The 16,657-nt window shown below is 73.6% G+C and carries 14 protein-coding genes; 6 read left to right on the top strand and 8 right to left on the bottom strand.

The annotated features are described in order from the left end of the window. Positions 1-11: 11 nt before the first annotated feature. Together FJK98_RS22790 and FJK98_RS22785 are read right to left on the bottom strand one after the other, a co-directional pair. Complete coding sequence (locus tag FJK98_RS22790; protein ID WP_145920821.1) at positions 12-1,691, bottom strand: hypothetical protein; 1,680 nt, start codon at positions 1,689-1,691, stop codon at positions 12-14. A 313-nt stretch (positions 1,692-2,004) separates the two neighbouring features. Next, positions 2,005-3,486: an aminopeptidase P family protein gene (locus FJK98_RS22785; protein ID WP_145920820.1), complete on the bottom strand. Its 1,482-nt coding sequence runs from the start codon at positions 3,484-3,486 to the stop codon at positions 2,005-2,007. Positions 3,487-3,705: 219 nt separating this feature from the next. Between FJK98_RS22785 and asnB the strand changes: the two genes are divergently transcribed. Further along, a complete protein-coding gene (gene asnB / locus FJK98_RS22780) occupies positions 3,706-5,667 on the top strand; it encodes an asparagine synthase (glutamine-hydrolyzing) (protein ID WP_145920819.1) in 1,962 nt (653 codons plus the stop codon). A 114-nt stretch (positions 5,668-5,781) separates the two neighbouring features. Here the strand turns inward: asnB and FJK98_RS22775 are convergent, their stop codons facing one another. Beyond that, complete coding sequence (locus tag FJK98_RS22775) at positions 5,782-6,915, bottom strand: lytic polysaccharide monooxygenase (protein ID WP_145920818.1); 1,134 nt, start codon at positions 6,913-6,915, stop codon at positions 5,782-5,784. Between the two features lie 341 nt (positions 6,916-7,256). Here FJK98_RS22775 and FJK98_RS22770 point away from each other — a divergent pair, with 341 nt between their 5' ends. Continuing rightward, complete coding sequence (locus FJK98_RS22770; protein ID WP_145920817.1) at positions 7,257-8,189, top strand: carbohydrate kinase; 933 nt, start codon at positions 7,257-7,259, stop codon at positions 8,187-8,189. Positions 8,190-8,269: 80 nt separating this feature from the next. On the opposite strand, the gene FJK98_RS22765 is transcribed toward FJK98_RS22770, so the two are convergent. Together FJK98_RS22765 and FJK98_RS22760 are read right to left on the bottom strand one after the other, a co-directional pair. Next, positions 8,270-9,100 (bottom strand): MBL fold metallo-hydrolase, encoded by an 831-nt coding sequence (locus FJK98_RS22765; RefSeq protein WP_145920816.1) that lies wholly within the window; start codon positions 9,098-9,100, stop codon positions 8,270-8,272. Beyond that, the gene (locus tag FJK98_RS22760; protein WP_145920815.1) at positions 9,097-9,501 is read right to left on the bottom strand and encodes a thioesterase family protein; all 405 of its coding nucleotides are present in this window, start codon (positions 9,499-9,501) and stop codon (positions 9,097-9,099) included. Before FJK98_RS22760 ends, FJK98_RS22765 begins: the two co-directional genes overlap by 4 nt. Before the next feature lie 123 nt (positions 9,502-9,624). On the opposite strand from FJK98_RS22760, the gene FJK98_RS22755 reads away from it, so the two are divergent. Beyond that, positions 9,625-10,662, top strand: coding sequence for a phosphatase PAP2 family protein (locus FJK98_RS22755; RefSeq protein WP_145920814.1), 1,038 nt, complete (start codon positions 9,625-9,627; stop codon positions 10,660-10,662). Here the strand turns inward: FJK98_RS22755 and FJK98_RS22750 are convergent, their stop codons facing one another. The 3 genes from FJK98_RS22750 to FJK98_RS22740 all read right to left on the bottom strand — a co-directional run bounded on the left by FJK98_RS22750 (position 10,663) and on the right by FJK98_RS22740 (position 12,979). Then, positions 10,663-12,063: a PH domain-containing protein gene (locus FJK98_RS22750; protein WP_145920813.1), complete on the bottom strand. Its 1,401-nt coding sequence runs from the start codon at positions 12,061-12,063 to the stop codon at positions 10,663-10,665. A gap of 170 nt (positions 12,064-12,233) precedes the next feature. Next, positions 12,234-12,752, bottom strand: coding sequence for a PH domain-containing protein (locus FJK98_RS22745; protein ID WP_240762285.1), 519 nt, complete (start codon positions 12,750-12,752; stop codon positions 12,234-12,236). After that, complete coding sequence (locus FJK98_RS22740) at positions 12,749-12,979, bottom strand: hypothetical protein (RefSeq protein WP_145920811.1); 231 nt, start codon at positions 12,977-12,979, stop codon at positions 12,749-12,751. Before FJK98_RS22740 ends, FJK98_RS22745 begins: the two co-directional genes overlap by 4 nt. 245 nt (positions 12,980-13,224) lie before the next feature. On the opposite strand from FJK98_RS22740, the gene FJK98_RS22735 reads away from it, so the two are divergent. From FJK98_RS22735 to FJK98_RS22725, 3 genes are read left to right on the top strand one after another with little or no spacing between them, the layout of a single operon-like run. Beyond that, positions 13,225-14,331 (top strand): MoxR family ATPase, encoded by a 1,107-nt coding sequence (locus FJK98_RS22735; protein ID WP_145920810.1) that lies wholly within the window; start codon positions 13,225-13,227, stop codon positions 14,329-14,331. Beyond that, positions 14,310-15,320, top strand: a complete 1,011-nt coding sequence (locus FJK98_RS22730) for a DUF58 domain-containing protein (RefSeq protein WP_145920809.1) — start codon at positions 14,310-14,312, stop codon at positions 15,318-15,320. Before FJK98_RS22735 ends, FJK98_RS22730 begins: the two co-directional genes overlap by 22 nt. Beyond that, positions 15,317-16,267, top strand: a complete 951-nt coding sequence (locus FJK98_RS22725) for a VWA domain-containing protein (RefSeq protein WP_145920808.1) — start codon at positions 15,317-15,319, stop codon at positions 16,265-16,267. Before FJK98_RS22730 ends, FJK98_RS22725 begins: the two co-directional genes overlap by 4 nt. Positions 16,268-16,657: the final 390 nt, after the last annotated feature.

Genomic DNA, 16,657 nt, shown 5'->3' with positions numbered 1-16,657 from the left:
CCCGAGGGTGCTCAGCCGAAGCAGTTCGGGATGGTGTCGCCCGGGATGGCCAGGCAGTTGGTCGGACGGTTCGCGACGATCGCGGACTTGTCGTCCACGTTCACCACGCCCTCGAAGGTGAACACACCGCCGGGGGCGAGGGTGGCGAAGTTGTTGGCGACCTTCGTCCGGCTGAGGTTGACCTCGCCGAAGATGTTGAAGATGCCGCCGCCGACGCCGATCGGACCGAGGGCCCGGTTGGCGACGACCTCGGACTCGCGCACCGTGGTGACGCTGTCCGCGTTGAACAGCCCGCCGCCGAAGAAGCCGGCGGTGTTCTCCTTGAGGTGGCTCTTCTCGATGGTGACCGCGCTGTCGAACGCGACGGCCACGCCGCCGCCGACGCCCGCGGTGCTGTTCTTGGCCACCGTCGAGTGGTCCACGTTGACCTGGGCGTCCGCCACCGCGAGACCGCCACCGGCGAGCACCGCGGTGTTCGACAGCAGTTCGGTGTAGCGCACGGTGGTGTTGCCGCCGATGTCGAGCACGCCACCGCCGAAGCCGAGCGTCTCGTTGTCGGTGATCTTGGACTTCTCGATCAGGACGGTGCCGCCGTCGACGTCCTCGGTGAAGATCTCCGCGGCGCCGTTGGAGACACCGCCACCACCGACGATGGCGGTGTTGTCGGTGATCGTGGACTCGTCGACCTGGAGCAGGCCGGCGTTGAAGATGCCCCCGCCGAAGAAGAAGGCGGTGTTGTGGGCGACCTCGGTGTGCCGCAGCGACGTGGTGCCGAAGTTGGCCAGCCCGCCGCCGTTGCCGCCGGACTGGTTCAGCACGACCGAGGTGTCGAACAGGTTGGCGGTGCCACCCGGCTGCACCAGGATTCCGGCGCCGTCGTTGACGCCCGGCTCCTCGACCAGCGTGGTGACCGTCCCCGGCTTGGCCTTCGCCTTCGGCGCGGCCTGCACCGCGGCCTTGCGGGCGGCCTTCGGCGCGGCCTTCAGGCCGGCCTTCGGGTTCGCCTTGCGGGCGGCGAGCGCCTGGGCCAGCGGGGTGCCGGCCGTGACCTGGGCGGCGATCGCCTGGGAGTCCGAGTAGGCCCCCCACACCGCTGCCGGGGCGACCGGCTGCAACGCCTCGATGGTCTGCCCACCCTTGATGGTCAGGCCCTTGAGGCTCAGGTGACCGCCGGGACCCACGTTGAGGATCCGGAAGTAGTCGGCGGTGGCGTCCCGGGTGATAGTGGTGTGCTCACCCCGCAGGGTGATGTCCTGGGTGATCACCGGCAGGCCGTTGCCGTCCTGGTTGCGGGTCAGGTTGTAGGTGCAGCCCTTGGCCAGGTCCAGCACACCGCCGTCGCGGCTGTTGGCGAAGACGATGGCCTGGATGAGCCGGTCGGTGTCGCAGGGCACCTCCTTCCCCCGCTCGCGGTCCTTACCGTCGCGGTCGTCCTTGCCGCCACGGTCCGGACCCTCGTCGCCACGACCCTCGTCGCCGCGGCCCTGATCGCCGTCCTTGGTGACCTGCTGAGTGGTGTTCCACTTCAGTCCGCTCACCCCGACCGCCCCGGCGCTGCCGGCGACACCCACCGCGGCGAGACTGACCACACCTGTCAACCCGGCGACGCCACTGGCGAGCCAGAGCTTGCGACGGCTCCTGCTCCCCGTCGCCCGCGCGGAGGCTTCGTTGTTCGTTAGGTAGTTGGACATCGGAGCTCTCTGCCCTCTCCTCGTACCAGACAGGGTCGCCGCGCCTGAGCGGACGTCCCCTGCTACAAATCGGTTGTAGCTCCCGAAACCCACGGTATGAGAAGGTTCCTCGCTATGAGGTCAAACCCGAAGAAAGCCCGCCTTATTTACACGTTCCGGCGGTCGGTGACCCTGGGGACGAGCAGGCCCTCCGTGGTGTGATCCGTGCGGGAGCGCCGGTGCAGTGGCAGGAACGACGACGGCCCCGCCGCCGGAGGCGTCCGCCGGGGGCGGGACGCGTCCGACGGCGGGGCCGTCGCGGTGGGTGCGGGGGTCAGCCCGGCAGGCGGGGACCCGCCTCACGCTGCTCGGCCAGCCAGGTCTCCACCTCGTCCGAGCGGCGGGGCAGACCCGCCGACAGGTTCACCGAGCCGGTCGCGGTGACCAGGATGTCGTCCTCGATCCGGACACCGATGCCGCGCAGTTCCTCGGGGACCAGCTCGTCCTCCGGCTGGAAGTACAGGCCCGGCTCGACGGTGAGCACGTACCCCTCACCGAGCCGGCCGTCGCGGTACTTCTCCTTGCGGGCGTTCGCGCAGTCGTGCACGTCGATGCCGAGCATGTGGCTGGTGCCGTGCAGGGTCCACCGCCGGTAGACCGTGGAGGCCGGGTCCATCGCCTCGTCGACGCTCACCGGGAGCAGGCCGAGATCCTTCAACGCCTCGGCGAGCACCCGCATCGAGGTCAGGTGCACGTCACGGAAGCCGACACCCGGGCGGATCGCGTCGATACCGGCCTGCTGCGCGGCGTACACCGCGTCGTAGACCTGGCGTTGCAGCGGGGTGAACCGGCCGTCGACCGGCAGCACCCGGGTCACGTCGGCGGTGTAGAGGTTGCGGTTCTCCACGCCCATGTCCATCAGCAGCAGCTCACCCGGGCGGGTCGCGCCATGGTTGTGCACCCAGTGCAGGATCGTCGCGTGCTCGCCCGCGCCGACGATCGAGCCGTAGCCCACGTCGTTGCCGTCGTGCCGGGCCCGCAGCGCGAAGATCCCCTCCAACAGCCGCTCGGAGACGCCCCGGTCGGCCGGCAGCGCCCGGGCCACGTCCTCGAAGCCGCGTACGGTGGCGTCGACCGCCTCCTGGAGCTGGGCCACCTCCCACTCGTCCTTGACCAGCTTCAGCTCGGCGATCGCGATCGCCAGCTCCCGGTCGCGGCCCGGCTGCCCCTCCTCGCGGGGGCCGTCCCACGGCCGCACCGCCGCGTCGACCCGCTTGTCGAAGCCGCGCAGCACCCGGGTCCGCCCCGGCGCCATCCGGGCCAGCGCCCCGTCCAGCGCGGACAGGTCCTCGGTGGCCAGGCCCAGCTCGGTGGACTTCTCGGCCAGGGTGTGCCGGCGGCCCACCCACAGCTCGCCGTGCCGGCTGCGGAAGAACTCGTCGGTCTCCCGCGAGGACCGGGGACGCATGTACAGCGTCGCGTCGTGCCCCGAGCCGTTGGGCCGCAGGACCAGGACGCTGTCCGGTTCGTGGTCGCCGGTCAGGTAGGCGAAATCGCTGCCCGGCCGGAACGGGTGGTCGGTGTCGTTGGCGCGTACCTTCTCGGTGCCGGTGGGGATGACCAGCGTCTCGCCCGGAAAGGCCGCGGACAGGTCGGCCCGCCGCTTGGCGTGGTGCGGGACCTCCGGCCGGGGACCGACCGGCAGGCTGGTGTCCCGCCAGCCCTGCCGCATGAAGGACAGGAACGCCTCCGGAAAGTCCGGATCGTGCGATTCGGTGCCGTCCGCCGGCTTGCCGTCCGTCCGTTCCTCGGCCATGTCGGCTCCCTTCGCCTCGTCGCTCGTCCAGACGGTACTCCGGCTCCGCCCCGGCGGGGTGCCTGCGGTCCCGCACCCGACGCCCCGCCCGGCCCGGGACCGTCCCGTTGGCCCGACGCGGTCCGGGCCCGGCCGGGCGCGGCGGATCGTGCCGTGGGGAGGGGGACAGAGCCTGCGGTGCCGCGCGGGCGGATTGCGCCGCGTGGAAAGATGTCGGCCATGTGCGGACTCCTGGCCTTCTTCAGCGCGAACGGCAACGCCGCCGCCCACCGCGACAACATCGCGGGGGCGTTGGAATGCCTGCACCACCGCGGACCGGACGAGACAGGGGTCGAGGTGGTCGGTGACGCCACCGGCCACTACGCGGACGGGGTGTTCGCCCACAAGCGGCTGGCCATCATCGACGTGGCGTCCAGCCACGAGCCGCTGCCCTACGCCAACGGTCGCTACCTGCTGACCTTCAACGGCGAGATCTACAACTACATCGAGCTGCGCGAGGAGCTGATCCGCACCTTCGGCGCCCAGTTCGCCACCGCCGGGGACGGCGAGGTGATCGTCGCCGGCTACCACTACTGGGGCGAGCAGGTGCTCACCCGGCTGCGCGGCATGTTCGCCTTCGTCATCTGGGACCGGCAGGAGCGCCGGGCGTTCGGCGCGCGGGACTACTTCGGCATCAAGCCGCTGCACTACCTGGAGACCGCCGACGGGCTCTACCTCGCCTCCGAGAAGAAGGCGCTGCTGCCCTTCGCGCACTCCTACTACCAGGGCGACGCCGGCATCGACACCGCCAACCTCAGCCACTACCTGACCCTCCAGTACGTCCCCGAGCCCGGCACCCTGCACCAGGGCATCAGCCGGATCGGCTCCGGGGAGTACCTGACCTGGTCGCCGGGGGGCCGGCTGGACGTGCGGCGCTGGTACCGGCCGGTGTTCCGGCCCGCCCCGGTCGCCGACGAGCAGCGGCTCTACCACGAGATCCGGGAGACGCTGCGGGAGAGCGTCCGGATGCACATGCGCTCCGACGTGCCGGTCGGCTCGTTCCTGTCCAGCGGCATCGACTCCACCGCCGTGGTGGCCCTGGCCCGCGAGTTCAACCCCAACATCCTCACCTTCACCGTCGGCTACGACGTGCCCGGCTACTCCGAGATCGACGTGGCGCAGGACTCGGCCCGGCACCTCGACGTGACCACCATCGCCACCAAGATCGGGCCGCAGGACATGATCGAGGCGCTGCCGAAGATCGTCTGGCACCTGGACGACCCGGTGGCCGACCCGGCGCTGGTCCCGCTCTACTTCGTGGCCAAGAAGGCCGCCGAGCACGTCACGGTGGTGCTCTCCGGCGAGGGGGCCGACGAGTTCTTCGGCGGCTACACCATCTACCGCGAGCCGCTCTCCCTCGGCACCGTCAACGGCCTGCCCGGCGGGGTGCAGAAGGGCCTGCGGGCGGTCTCCAAGGCGATCCCGCAGGGGGTCAAGGGCAAGAGCTTCCTGGAGCGCGGCACCACCCCGATCGAGCAGCGCTACTACGGCAACGCCCGGATGTTCACCGAGGAGGAGAAGCGGCACCTGCTGCGCCGCTACGACCCGTCGGTGCGCTACACCGACGTCACCGCCCCGATCTACGCCGAGTGCACCGAACTCGACGACGTCACCAAGATGCAGTACGTCGACCTCTACACCTGGCTGCGCGGCGACATCCTGGTCAAGGCGGACCGGATCTCGATGTCGCACTCGCTGGAGGTCCGGGTGCCGTTCCTGGACCGGATGGTGTTCGACGTGGCGTCCACCATCCCGGTCGACCTGAAGCTGCCGCCCCGCTCCGACGCCACCAAGTACGCCATGCGCCAGGCGTTGCAGGGCGTCGTGCCGCCGGCCATCGTCAACCGCAGGAAGCTGGGCTTCCCCACCCCCACCCGGGTCTGGCTGCGCGGCGAGATGTACGAGTGGGCCCGGCACGTGCTGTCCACCTCCGGCGCCGGCGACCTGATCGACCTGTCGTACGCGATGCGGCTGCTGGAGGAGCACAAGCGCGAGGAGGCGGACAACTCCCGCAAGGTGTGGACGGTGCTGATCTTCTGCATCTGGCACGCCATCTTCGTGGCCAAGACCCTCGACCCGGGCATCCAGCGCAACCAGTCGGCGCTGCTCACCAAGCCGGTGGTCGGCAGCATGGTCCGCTGACCCCCCCGGCCCGGTACCCGTCGGCACGTCGCGGCGGACACCGGGCCCCGGACGGGCCGGAGGCCCCCACCCGATCGGGTGGGGGCCTCCGGTGTGTGCGCGTTCAGCGTCGGGTCACCGGCCGGAGCAGGAGACCGTCGGCAGCCCGTTGGTGCCGGTGCTGCTGGCCGTGAAGCCGAACGTGGTCGTCTTCTCCGGCGCGATCGAGCCGTTGTACGCGGCGTTGGTGACGGTCACCGTCGACCCGCTGGTGCTCAGCGAGCCGTTCCAGACCTGCGAGATCACCTGCCCGTTGGGCCAGGTCCAGCTCGCCGCCCAGCCCCCGTAGGTGCGGGTGCTGTGGTTCATGATGGTGACCTCACCCTGGAACCCACCGGACCAGGCGCTGACCACCTTGTAGACCGCCATGCAGTCGCTGTTGCCCGGCGGCGGGGTCGTGGTCGGCGGCGGCGGCGTCGTGGTCGGCGGCGGCGGGGTGGTGGTCGGCGGCGGGGTGGTCGGCGGGGGCGTGGTGGTCGGCGGAGGCGTGGTCGGGTTGTTGCCGCTGCCGACCCCGGTCACCTGACCGTTGCCACCGTCGAAGGTGACGTCCGAGCAGCCGAAGAAGTTCTCCTGGCTGTCCGAGCGTACCCAGCGGGAGTAGATGATGTGCCGGCCGGACTTGCCCGACGGCAGGTTCCCGCTGAAGTAGTAGTGCCCGTCGTTGGTGCCCGACGCGCCCCGCTGGGGCGGGTTGGTCACCGTGAGGAACGGCTCCTCCAGGTCGCTCCAGGCCAGCGGCCGGGTCGGGCTCCAGCTGTCCTTCGTCACGTAGAAGTAGAAGGTGCCCGGGTGGTGGGCCCAGTTGCTGTACTTGAAGTCCAGCCGCGCGCCGGACGTCAGGTGGGTCAGCGGCCAGTCGGTACGGGCCAGGTCGTACCCGGCGAAACCGGTGTTGCCGCCGCTGCACAGCTTGCCGTCGGGGATGAACCCGACGGTGCGGCCACCGGCGTCCGAGCGGAGCACGCTGAACCAGTTGTAGAGGGAGTTGGTGCCGCTCTGGGCGACCGCGGCGGAGCAGGCCGGGTTGTTCGGCCTGATCTCGCCGGTGGTGGTCAGACCGTCCTGCCAGCACAGGTACGTCCGGCTGCCGGGGACGATCGGCGTGCCGTGCGCGGCGGCCGGTTCGGCCTGCACCGTCAGGGCCACGGCCCCGAAGGCGAGGGTGGCGGCCGCGGTGAACAACGCGGCCGTACGGGAACGGAGCACGAGCTTCTCCTGATCTGCGGGGTGGCGCGAGCGCGCCCGCCCCGCACGAGGGTGGGGGATGCGTCGATCGCGGCTCGGGCCGGTGGCCCCGCGGGGCCGACAGGCGCGTGCCGTCGACGGTCCGTGCCCACGGACCGGTGCCTCTCGCGTCGAGCCCCAGCTGATCACCGGACGGGTGCGGCAGCCCTCCGCGCCGGCCCGGCACCTCAATACCATCACGTCCGGACGAACCCTGCAATAGCCGCTGCTCGATGGATGTGGCCGGGGTGCCCGGCCGGCCCCGATCGGCGTGGGCCGTTGTGCCAGCCTGGTAGTCGGACGACGAGGCGCCGGGAGGCGACATGGGATACGCGGTGGTGCTCGGCGAGGCGCTTATCGACCTGCTGGACGCCGAGTGCGGGGGCGGGCCGGTGTTCCGGCAGGCGATCGGCGGCGGCCCGCTCAACGTCGCCGTCGGGGTGGCCCGGCTCGGCGGCAGCGCCGAGTTCGTCGGCTCCCTCGGCGACGACGTGCTCGCCGACCGCATCCGCGCCTTCCTGGCCGACGCCGGGGTCGGGCTGACCGGTGCGGTCACCGTGCCCGCCCCCACCACCCTGGCGGTCACCACCCACACCGGGGCGGAGCCGGACTTCCGGTTCTACGGCGAACCGCCGTCGTACGGCCTGCTCGCCGCCGATGACCTGGACGTGACGCTGGTCGAGGGCGCGGACGTGCTCTACTGCGGCTCGATCGTGCTGCTGAGCCCACCGACGCTCGCCGCCGCCCGGCGGGCCTGGTCGCTCGCGCCCGGCCTGCGGGTCTTCGACCCCAACGTCCGGCCCCGGCTGCTGGCCGGCCCGGCGGAGCTGGCCGGCCTGCGCCAGGTGGTGGTGGAGTTCGCCGCCGGGGCGCACCTGGTGAAGCTCAGCGGGGCCGACGCCGCCCTGCTCTGGCCCGACGAGCCGGTCGAGGGGGTCGCGGCGTACCTGCGGGAGCTGGGCGCGGGCACGGTGGTGGTGACCCTCGGCGCGGACGGCGCGCTGGTCGCCGCCGGCCCCGATCCGGTCCGGGTGCCCGCCCCGACGGTGCACGCGGTGGACGCCACCGGCGCGGGCGACTCGGTGATGGCCGCGCTCGTCGCCGAACTGCTGGCCGACGGCGAGCCGGGCACACCGGCCGACTGGCACCAACGGGTCGCGTTCGCGCTGCGGGTCGCCGGCCTGGTCTGCGAGTCGCCCGGCGGCGCGGTCGCCATGCCCACCCGGGACGCGGTACGCCGCCGCTTCGCCGACTGAGCGCCCCGGTCGCCGGGGCCGCCCGGGTCGACCGGTCGTGCGCGACCCGGGTGCAAGCCCGTCCGGGCCGCCCGCGGGCGTCAGGGCGTGCCGTCGAGTTCCCGGTAGCCCCGGCGGGCGGCGACGAGACCGGGACGCGCGCCGAACGGGGAGTCGGCGGCCACCCGCTCCGGCGGGGCCCCGCCCGTGTGCGCGGCCCGGATCAGCCAGGCCAGCTCCACCAGCCGGGCGTGCTGGGCCCGGACGAACTCCACGTCCACCGGCGTGCCGTGACCCGGCACGACCACCGTGCCGGGCGTGGCCATCCGCAGCAGGTCGGCCACCGCGTCCGGCCACTGCAACGGGTACGACTCCTCGAACGCCGGCGGCCCGGACTGCTCCACCAGATCCCCGGCGACCAGCACGTCGGCGTCCGGCACGTGCACCACCAGATCCGCGTCGGTGTGCCCGTGCCCCGGGTGCCGCAGCACCACCCGCCGGCCCCCGACATCCAGCACCGTCTCGGTGTGCACGGTGTGGGTCGGGGCCAGCAGGGTCGTTTCGGCCAGTTCGGCGGCGAGCGCCGGCTGGGCCGCCCGCATCTCCTCGTACGCCGCCCGGCGCAGCCCGTCGGGCCGGTCGCGCAGGGCGGCGGCGGCCACCTCGTGGGCGTACACCGGGCGGGGCGGGTCGGCGGCGAGCGTCGCGTTGCCGAAACAGTGGTCGAAGTGGTGGTGGGTGTTGACCAGCGTCCACGGGTACGGGGTGACCGCCCGCGCGGCGTCCGCCAGCGCGGCGGCCTGCCCGGCGGTGGACAGGGTGTCCACCAGCAGCGCCGCGCCGTCACCGACCACCAGCGTGACGTTGACGTCGAGCAGCGGCTCGCGCAGCACGTGGACCCTGTCGGCGACCGCCGTGAACCGGAACGTCACGACGCCCGCACCGCCCGTTCGACGAAACGCCGCCGGTCGACCAGGGCCCGTTCCACCCGGCCCGAGGCCACGGTGGTGCCGCCGTCGGTCACCGTCACCTCGAACAGCAGCCGCCGGCCGTCGGCCCCGACCAGCCGGGCGTCGGCCACCACGGTCCGCCCGACGGGGGTGGCGGCCAGGTGCGCCAGCTCGACCCGGACCCCGACCGTGGTGCTCCCGGCGGGCATCGCGGGGGCCGTCGCGGCCACCGTGGCGGCCTCGGCGAGGGCGAGCACCCGGGGGGTGGCCAGCACCGGCACGTCACCGGAGCCGACGGCCGCCGCGGTGTCGGCGTCGGTGACGGTCAGCTCGACCCGGGCGGTCAGCCCCGGCGGGAACGGGTCGTCCGGTTGTTCCTGCATGCGCTCAGCCTAGTGGGGGGTCACCGGGGCCGGCCGGACGACGGGCCGGCCGGGACACCCGCCCGTCGGCGCACCGGTGGTCGGCGGTGGTCGATGCGTCGCCCACCGTTAACCTTGACCGCGATGGCCGTTGTGACTGAGCCCCCGCCCCCCGTCCCGACCGACACCCCCGACCCGTCCGTCGGCGGGCGACGGCGGGTGACAGCGATGTCCGTCTGGGCCGTCGCCTTCGTCGTGACCTGGCTGGCCATCGGCCTGCCGACCGACCCGGCGTACGCCTTCCTGTGGATCTGGGCGGGTACCGTCGCCTGGAACTGGGGCCGGCCGTGGCGCAGTCACCTGCGGTTCGCCCGGGACTGGATCCCGGTGGTGCTGCTGCTCGCCGTCTACAACCTGTCCCGGGGATTCGCCGACAACGGCCGCACCCCGCACGCCTACGAGCTGATCGTCGCCGACCGGGTGATGTTCGGCTGGGCGACCGGGGGCGAGGTGCCGACGGTCTGGCTCCAGCAGCACCTCTACCAGCCCGACGTGCGCTGGTGGGACGTGCTGGTGAGCTGGGTCTACTTCTCCCACTTCGTGGTGACGCTGGCCGCCGCCGCCGTGCTCTGGCTGCGCAGCCGCGAGCGCTGGGGGGCGTACATGCGGCGCTGGGGTTTCCTGTGCGCCGCGGGCCTGGTCACCTACTTCGCCTACCCGGCCGCGCCGCCGTGGTGGGCGGCGCAGAACGGCCTGCTGAGCGAGGTCGCCCGGATCTCCACCCGGGGGTGGAAGGAGTTCGGCATGCACGGCGCGGGCAACCTGCTCAACGCCGGGCAGATCGCCTCCAACCCGGTCGCCGCGATGCCGTCGCTGCACACCGCCTGGGCGCTGTTCGTGGTGCTGTTCTTCCTGCGTTCGGCCCGTCGCCGGTGGTGGCCGCTGCTGCTTGCCTATCCGCTGGCGATGACCTTCACGCTGGTCTACAGCGGCGAGCACTACGTCATCGACGTCCTGGTCGGCTGGGCGTACGTGGGGATGACGTTCCTGGTCGTCGGGCTGGCCGAGCGGGCGTGGCGGGCCCACCGCGCCCGGCGCGGTGCCCCCGCCGACGATCCGTCGCCCGGCGGGTCCGCCCCCACCCCGGTCACCGCCACCCCGGGGGGCAGCGCCGGACGCTGATCAGCGGGCGCGGCGGGCGGCGTGCGCCCGCGCGGTCAGTTCCGCAGCGAGCGCCCACGCCTGCGCCAGGTCACGGTCGTGCGCGGCGGCCCCCGACCCGCCGGCCGTGTCGACGTGCACGGTGGCCAGCCGCAGCCGGCGCTGCGCCGGCCCCTGCACCACCCGGACGCTCTGCATCCGGGCGTACGGCACCAGCGTCAACTGCCGGGTGAGCAGGCCGGAGCGGACGGCGAAGACCCGCTCGTGCAGCCCCGCGCCGAGCACCCGGGCGCTGAGCGGGCGCAACCAGCGGGCCCGGCCCGGCGGCGGGGTCAGCGGCAGCGCGGTCAGCGCCACCCCGGGCAGCACCTCGTCGACGATCGCCGCCCCGACGGCGAGGTCACCGACGGGAAGCAGCCGGTCGGGCCGGTTGCGGTCGTCGGCCTCGCCGCCGGAGTAGCCGGCGACCTCCAGCCGCAGCCGCAACCACCCCTTCATCCGCCAGAGCAGCGGCCAGGTCACCCCGACGGTCTGCACCCGCTCCAGCGGCACGGTCTGCACCCGGGTCTCCAGCAGGCCGTTGTGGATGCGTAGCCGGTCGGCCTCGCGGGCCAGCCGGAAGTTCCAGTCGTCGAGGACCCGGCGGACCGGTTGCAGCAGCACGCCGGCCATCGCGGTCAGGGTGCTGGCCACCGCGATGAACGACCAGGAGCCCTCGGAGAGGAACTGCGCCACCACGAAGGCCACCCCGATCGGCAGCAGGAACGCCTGCGGGGTGAGCAGTTGGCTGACCAGCAGGTCGGTGTTCGGCACCGCGTGCAGCGGCCGGCCGGTCGGCTCCCGGTCGGCCGGCGCGGCGGCGTCCCCGCCCGGCGGCGCGAGGCCCGTCGGCTGCGCGGCGGGGCCGGTGGCCGCGCCGTCGGGCAGGCCGGCGGCCACGGCGAGCAGCCGTTGCCGCAGCCGGGCCGCGTCGGCGACCGAGAGGTACGCCAGCGGCGCCTCGGTCTTGCCGCCGCCGACCACCTCCAGGCGCAGCTCGGCCAGGCCGGTGAGCTGGGCCAGCAGGGGGCGGACCACCTCCACGGCCTGCAACCGTTCCAGCGGGATCGCCCGGGTCCGCCGCCACAGCAGCCCCTCGTGCACCCGTAGTTCCCGCCCGACGATGTGGTAGCCGGTGTTGTACCAGCTCACCACCGCCAGCACGGTCGCGCCGAGGGCGAGCACCGCCACCAGCACCGCGAACCAGCCGAAGCCGACCCGGGACAGCGTCGACCAGGAGAGCCCGGCGATCACCACGACCAGAGACTTCGCCCCCTGCAACACCGGGCTCAGCGGGTGCAGCCGCTGCCGTGGCTCGGCACCGGCCGGCCCGCCCGCCCCTGCCGGCGGAGCGTCGGTGGCCGCCGGGACGTCCGTGGCCACCGGCGGATGCGGCGCACGCGGAACAGCGGGACCCGTCGGGGCGGCCGGACCCGCCGGGACATCCGGAGCGGGGACATTCGGGGCCGCCGGAACGTCCGGGGCCGCCGGGAGGTGCGCCGGGGCGTCCGGGTGCGTCGGGTGGGGTGCGCCGGGGCCGGGGGGACCGTCGGTCACAGCCCCTCCGCCCGGTCCTCGCCGAGGGCGGTGAGCCGGTCGCGCAACCGGGCCGCCTCGGCCGGCCGCAGGCCGGGCACCCGGGCGTCGGTGGCCGCCGCGGCGGTGTGCAGCTGCACGGTGGCGAGGTCGAAGGCGCGTTCCAGCGGACCCGCGCTGACGTCGACGAACTGCATCCGCGAGTACGGCACGATGGACAACCGGCGGACCAGCAGCCCGTGCCGGACCAGCAGGTCGTCGGCGCGTTCGGCGTACCCCCAGGCGTGGACGGCGCGGACGATCGTCACCACCCGCCAGCCGCCGCCGAGCAGCACCACGGCGCAGCCGGCACCGAACAGCCAGTGCCCGGTGAACGCCCAGCCCAGCGCCAGCCCGACCAGCAGCACCGCCAGGCCCATCGCCAGGCGGAGCAGTTCGACCCAGATCAGGTCGGTCGAGATGGGCTGCCAGTGGACCGTGTCCGGCCAGGGTTCCAGGGCGCTCACCGGGGACTGGGGTGGCTCGGCAGCGTTCACGCTTCGAGGGTATGCGATCCGGGGAGCGCGGTGACCTCACGGAGGAAGCCGCGGGCGTCGAGGAAGTCGCCGAGGCTGCCCCGGTGGGCCGGGCAGGCGAGCCAGGTCTTGCGCCGCTCGGGGGTGTGCAACCGGGGATTGTTCCAGCGCAGCGCCCACACGGCGGGCGCGCGGCAGCCCCGGGACGAACAGACGGGTGCCCCGCCTGCGGGGGTGGGATCGGTCACCAGGGGAGTGTAGGCGCGCGCCGGGACCGGAGAAGATATGAGCGCCGGGCGGCCACGGGGGGAGCCGCCCGGCGACGGGGTGAATCGTACACGTGGCAGACCCCTTCGTGTCCAGCCTCGTTCAGCGATTCGGCGATCCGGACGGCGTACCCGAAATCGGGTTCTCCCCACCTCGGCTCTCAGCCGGGCATGCGAGTCTTGTTACCGCACCACGCCACGACGACCGATCATGCTGTGGAGGACCGGTGGCCCAGCCGACCACGCCCGACGCCCCGACCCCGAACGGGACGGCCCCCGAGACACCCGCGACGGTGACCACCCCCGCCCAGGACGCCACGCTGCTGGAACGGGCCCTGTTCGAGATCAAACGGGTGATCGTCGGCCAGGACCGGATGGTGGAGCGGATGTTCGTGGCGCTCCTGGCCCGGGGGCACTGCCTGCTGGAGGGGGTGCCCGGGGTGGCGAAGACCCTCGCGGTGGAGACGATGGCCCGGGTGGTGGGCGGGCAGTTCGCCCGGGTGCAGTTCACCCCGGACCTGGTGCCGGCCGACATCATGGGCACCCGGATCTACCGGCAGTCGAGTGAGAAGTTCGACGTCGAGCTGGGCCCGGTCTTCGTGAACTTCCTGCTCGCCGACGAGATCAACCGGGCCCCGGCCAAGGTGCAGTCGGCGCTGCTGGAGGTGATGAGCGAGCGGCAGGTCTCGATCGGCGGCCAGAGCCACCGGGTGCCCGACCCGTTCCTGGTGATGGCGACCCAGAACCCGATCGAGCAGGAGGGGGTGTATCCGCTGCCGGAGGCGCAGCGGGACCGGTTCCTGATGAAGATCGTCGTCGGGTACCCCACCGACGCCGAGGAGCGGGAGATCGTCTACCGGATGGGGGTCGCCGCGCCCGAGCCGGCGCAGGTGTTCACCACCGACGACCTGCTCGCCCTGCAACGCAAGGCCGACCAGGTCTTCGTGCACAACGCCCTGGTCGACTACGCCGTACGGCTGGTGCTGGCCACCCGCAGCCCCGCCGAGCACGGGATGCCCGACGTGGCCCGGCTGATCCAGTACGGGGCCAGCCCGCGCGCCTCGCTCGGCCTGGTCCGGGCCACCCGGGCGCTGGCCCTGCTGCGCGGCCGGGACTACGCGCTGCCCCAGGACGTCCAGGACATCGCGCCGGACATCCTGCGCCACCGGTTGGTGCTCAGCTACGACGCGCTCGCCGACGACGTACCCGCCGACCACGTGGTGCACCGGGTGATGTCGACCATCCCGCCGCCCTCGGTCGCGCCCCGGCAGCAGGCGTCCCCACCGCCGGTCAGCGGCCCGCCGGCCGCCGGCTGGCCCGGGCAGCACCCGTGACCGCACCGGTACGCCCGGCCGACGCCGGTGGGGAGCGGACCGAGGCGGTGCTGTCCCGGCTGCAACTGCTGGTGACCCGCAAACTCGACGGGCTGCTCCAGGGCGACTACGCGGGTCTGCTGCCCGGTCCGGGCAGCGAGGCGGGGGAGTCGCGCGAGTACCGTCCCGGCGACGACGTACGCCGGATGGACTGGCCGGTCACGGCCCGCACCACCACCCCGCACGTGCGGCGTACGGTGGCCGACCGGGAGTTGGAGACCTGGCTGGCGGTGGACCTGTCGGCGAGCCTGGACTTCGGCACCGGCCGGTGGCTCAAGCGGGACGTGGTGGTCGCCGCGACCGCCGCGCTGACCCACCTGACGGTACGCGGCGGCAACCGGATCGGCGCGGTGATCGGCACCGGGGCCCCGCCGCCGGCCGCACCCGCCCGCCGGTGGCGGTCCGCGCCGCCGGCACCGCCCGCCGGGCCGGGGGTGCTGACCCGGGTGCCGGCGCGGTCCGGCCGGCGGGAGGCGCAGGCGCTGTTGCGCGCGGTGGCGCACACCCCGCTACGACCCGGCCGTGGCGACCTGGGCGCGCTTGTGGACCTGCTCAACCGGCCGCCGCGCCGACGGGGCCTGGCCGTGGTGATCTCGGACTTCCTCGCGCCGCCCGAGCAGTGGGGCCGGCCGCTGCGTAAGCTGCGGGTCCGGCACGACGTGCTGGCCATCGAGGTGGTCGACCCGCGCGAGCTGGAACTGCCCGACGTGGGGGTGCTGCCGGTGGTCGACCCGGAGACCGGGGAGCTGCACGAGGTGCAGACCGCCGACCCACGGCTGCGCCGCCGCTACGCCGAGGCGGCCGCCGCCCAGCGCGGCGCGATCGCCACCGAGCTGCGCGCCGCCGGCGCCGGGCACCTGATGTTGCGTACCGACCGAGACTGGCTGCTGGACATGGTGCGATTCGTGGCCGCCCAGCGGCACGCCCGCACCCGGGGGACGACGCGATGATCCGTTTCATGCAACCGTGGTGGCTGCTGGCCCTGGTGCCGGTGCTGGCCCTGGCCGCCGCCTACGTCTGGCGGCAGCGCCACCGCCGGGCGTACGCGATGCGGTTCACCAACGTGGACCTGCTGCGTACCCTCGCGCCGAAGGGGTTGGGCTGGCGGCGGCACGCGGCGGCGACCACGCTGCTGCTGGCGATGGTGGCGCTGGCCACCGGGATGGCCCGGCCGGCGATCGACACCCAGGAGCCGCTGGAGCGGGCCACCGTGATGCTCGCCATCGACGTGTCGCTGTCGATGCAGGCCGACGACGTGTCGCCGAACCGGTTGGAGGCGGCCCAGGAGGCGGCGAAGCAGTTCGTCGGTGAGCTGCCGGCCAGCTACAACCTGGGGCTGGTCTCGTTCGCCAAGGCGGCGAACGTGCTGGTGGCGCCCACCAAGGACCGGGCCGCGGTGACGGCGGCGATCGACGGGCTGACCCTGGCCGAGGCGACCGCCACCGGCGAGGCGGTCTTCACCTGCCTGGAGGCGATCCGGTCGGTCCCGGCCGACGGCGCGGCCGGGATCCCGCCGGCCCGGATCGTGCTGCTCTCCGACGGGTTCCGCACCTCGGGCCGGTCGGTGGAGGAGGCTGCGGCGGCGTCGCAGGCGGCGAACGTGCCGGTCTCGACCATCGCGTTCGGCACCGACTCGGGGCAGGTCGACATCGGTGGTCAGTTGCAGCGGGTGCCGGTGGACCGGCTGGCGCTGGCCCAGCTCGCCGAGACCACCGAGGGCTACTTCTACGAGGCGGCCTCGGTGGCCGAGCTGAAGCAGGTCTACCAGGACATGGGCTCGTCGATCGGGTTCCGCACCGAGCCCCGCGAGATCACCCAGTGGTACGCGGGGGTGGCGCTGCTGCTGGCGCTCTGCGCGGGCGGGCTGAGCCTGCTCTGGACGTCCCGGATGCTGTGAGGCCGGCGCGGACGTCCCGGGGTGCGGTGCCAGGCATCCCGGACGTCCCGGATGCGGCGATCCGGGTCCGGGGTGTCCCGGCGGTGGACGCCGGTGCGCGGGTCGGCGTGGTGGCCGGTGGCGGGTCAGTGACCGCCGCCGGCCAGGACGAACACGACGGCCACCCAGACGGCGGCGAGGGTGAAGCCCAGCGGGGCGACGTAGCGGCTCATGAACGGCTCCGGGTGGCGACTGGACGGTCCGCGGGGCGGGCGGGACCGCAGGGGTTGGTCAGGGCGCGCACACGAAGTCGTGACCGGGCTGCTCCACCGGGGCGTCCCGGCGCGGGACGGCACCACCGACCGGTCCGCCGGCCGGGGCCGGAAGCGGGCGGTGACGGGGGGAGCGGGA

The sequence above is a fragment of the Micromonospora sp. HM134 genome, from assembly GCF_007833915.1.
In the GTDB taxonomy this organism is placed as follows: domain Bacteria; phylum Actinomycetota; class Actinomycetes; order Mycobacteriales; family Micromonosporaceae; genus Micromonospora; species Micromonospora wenchangensis.
The sequence above is the reverse complement of the archived record's forward strand: the minus strand, read 5'-3'. Positions and strand labels throughout refer to the sequence as shown.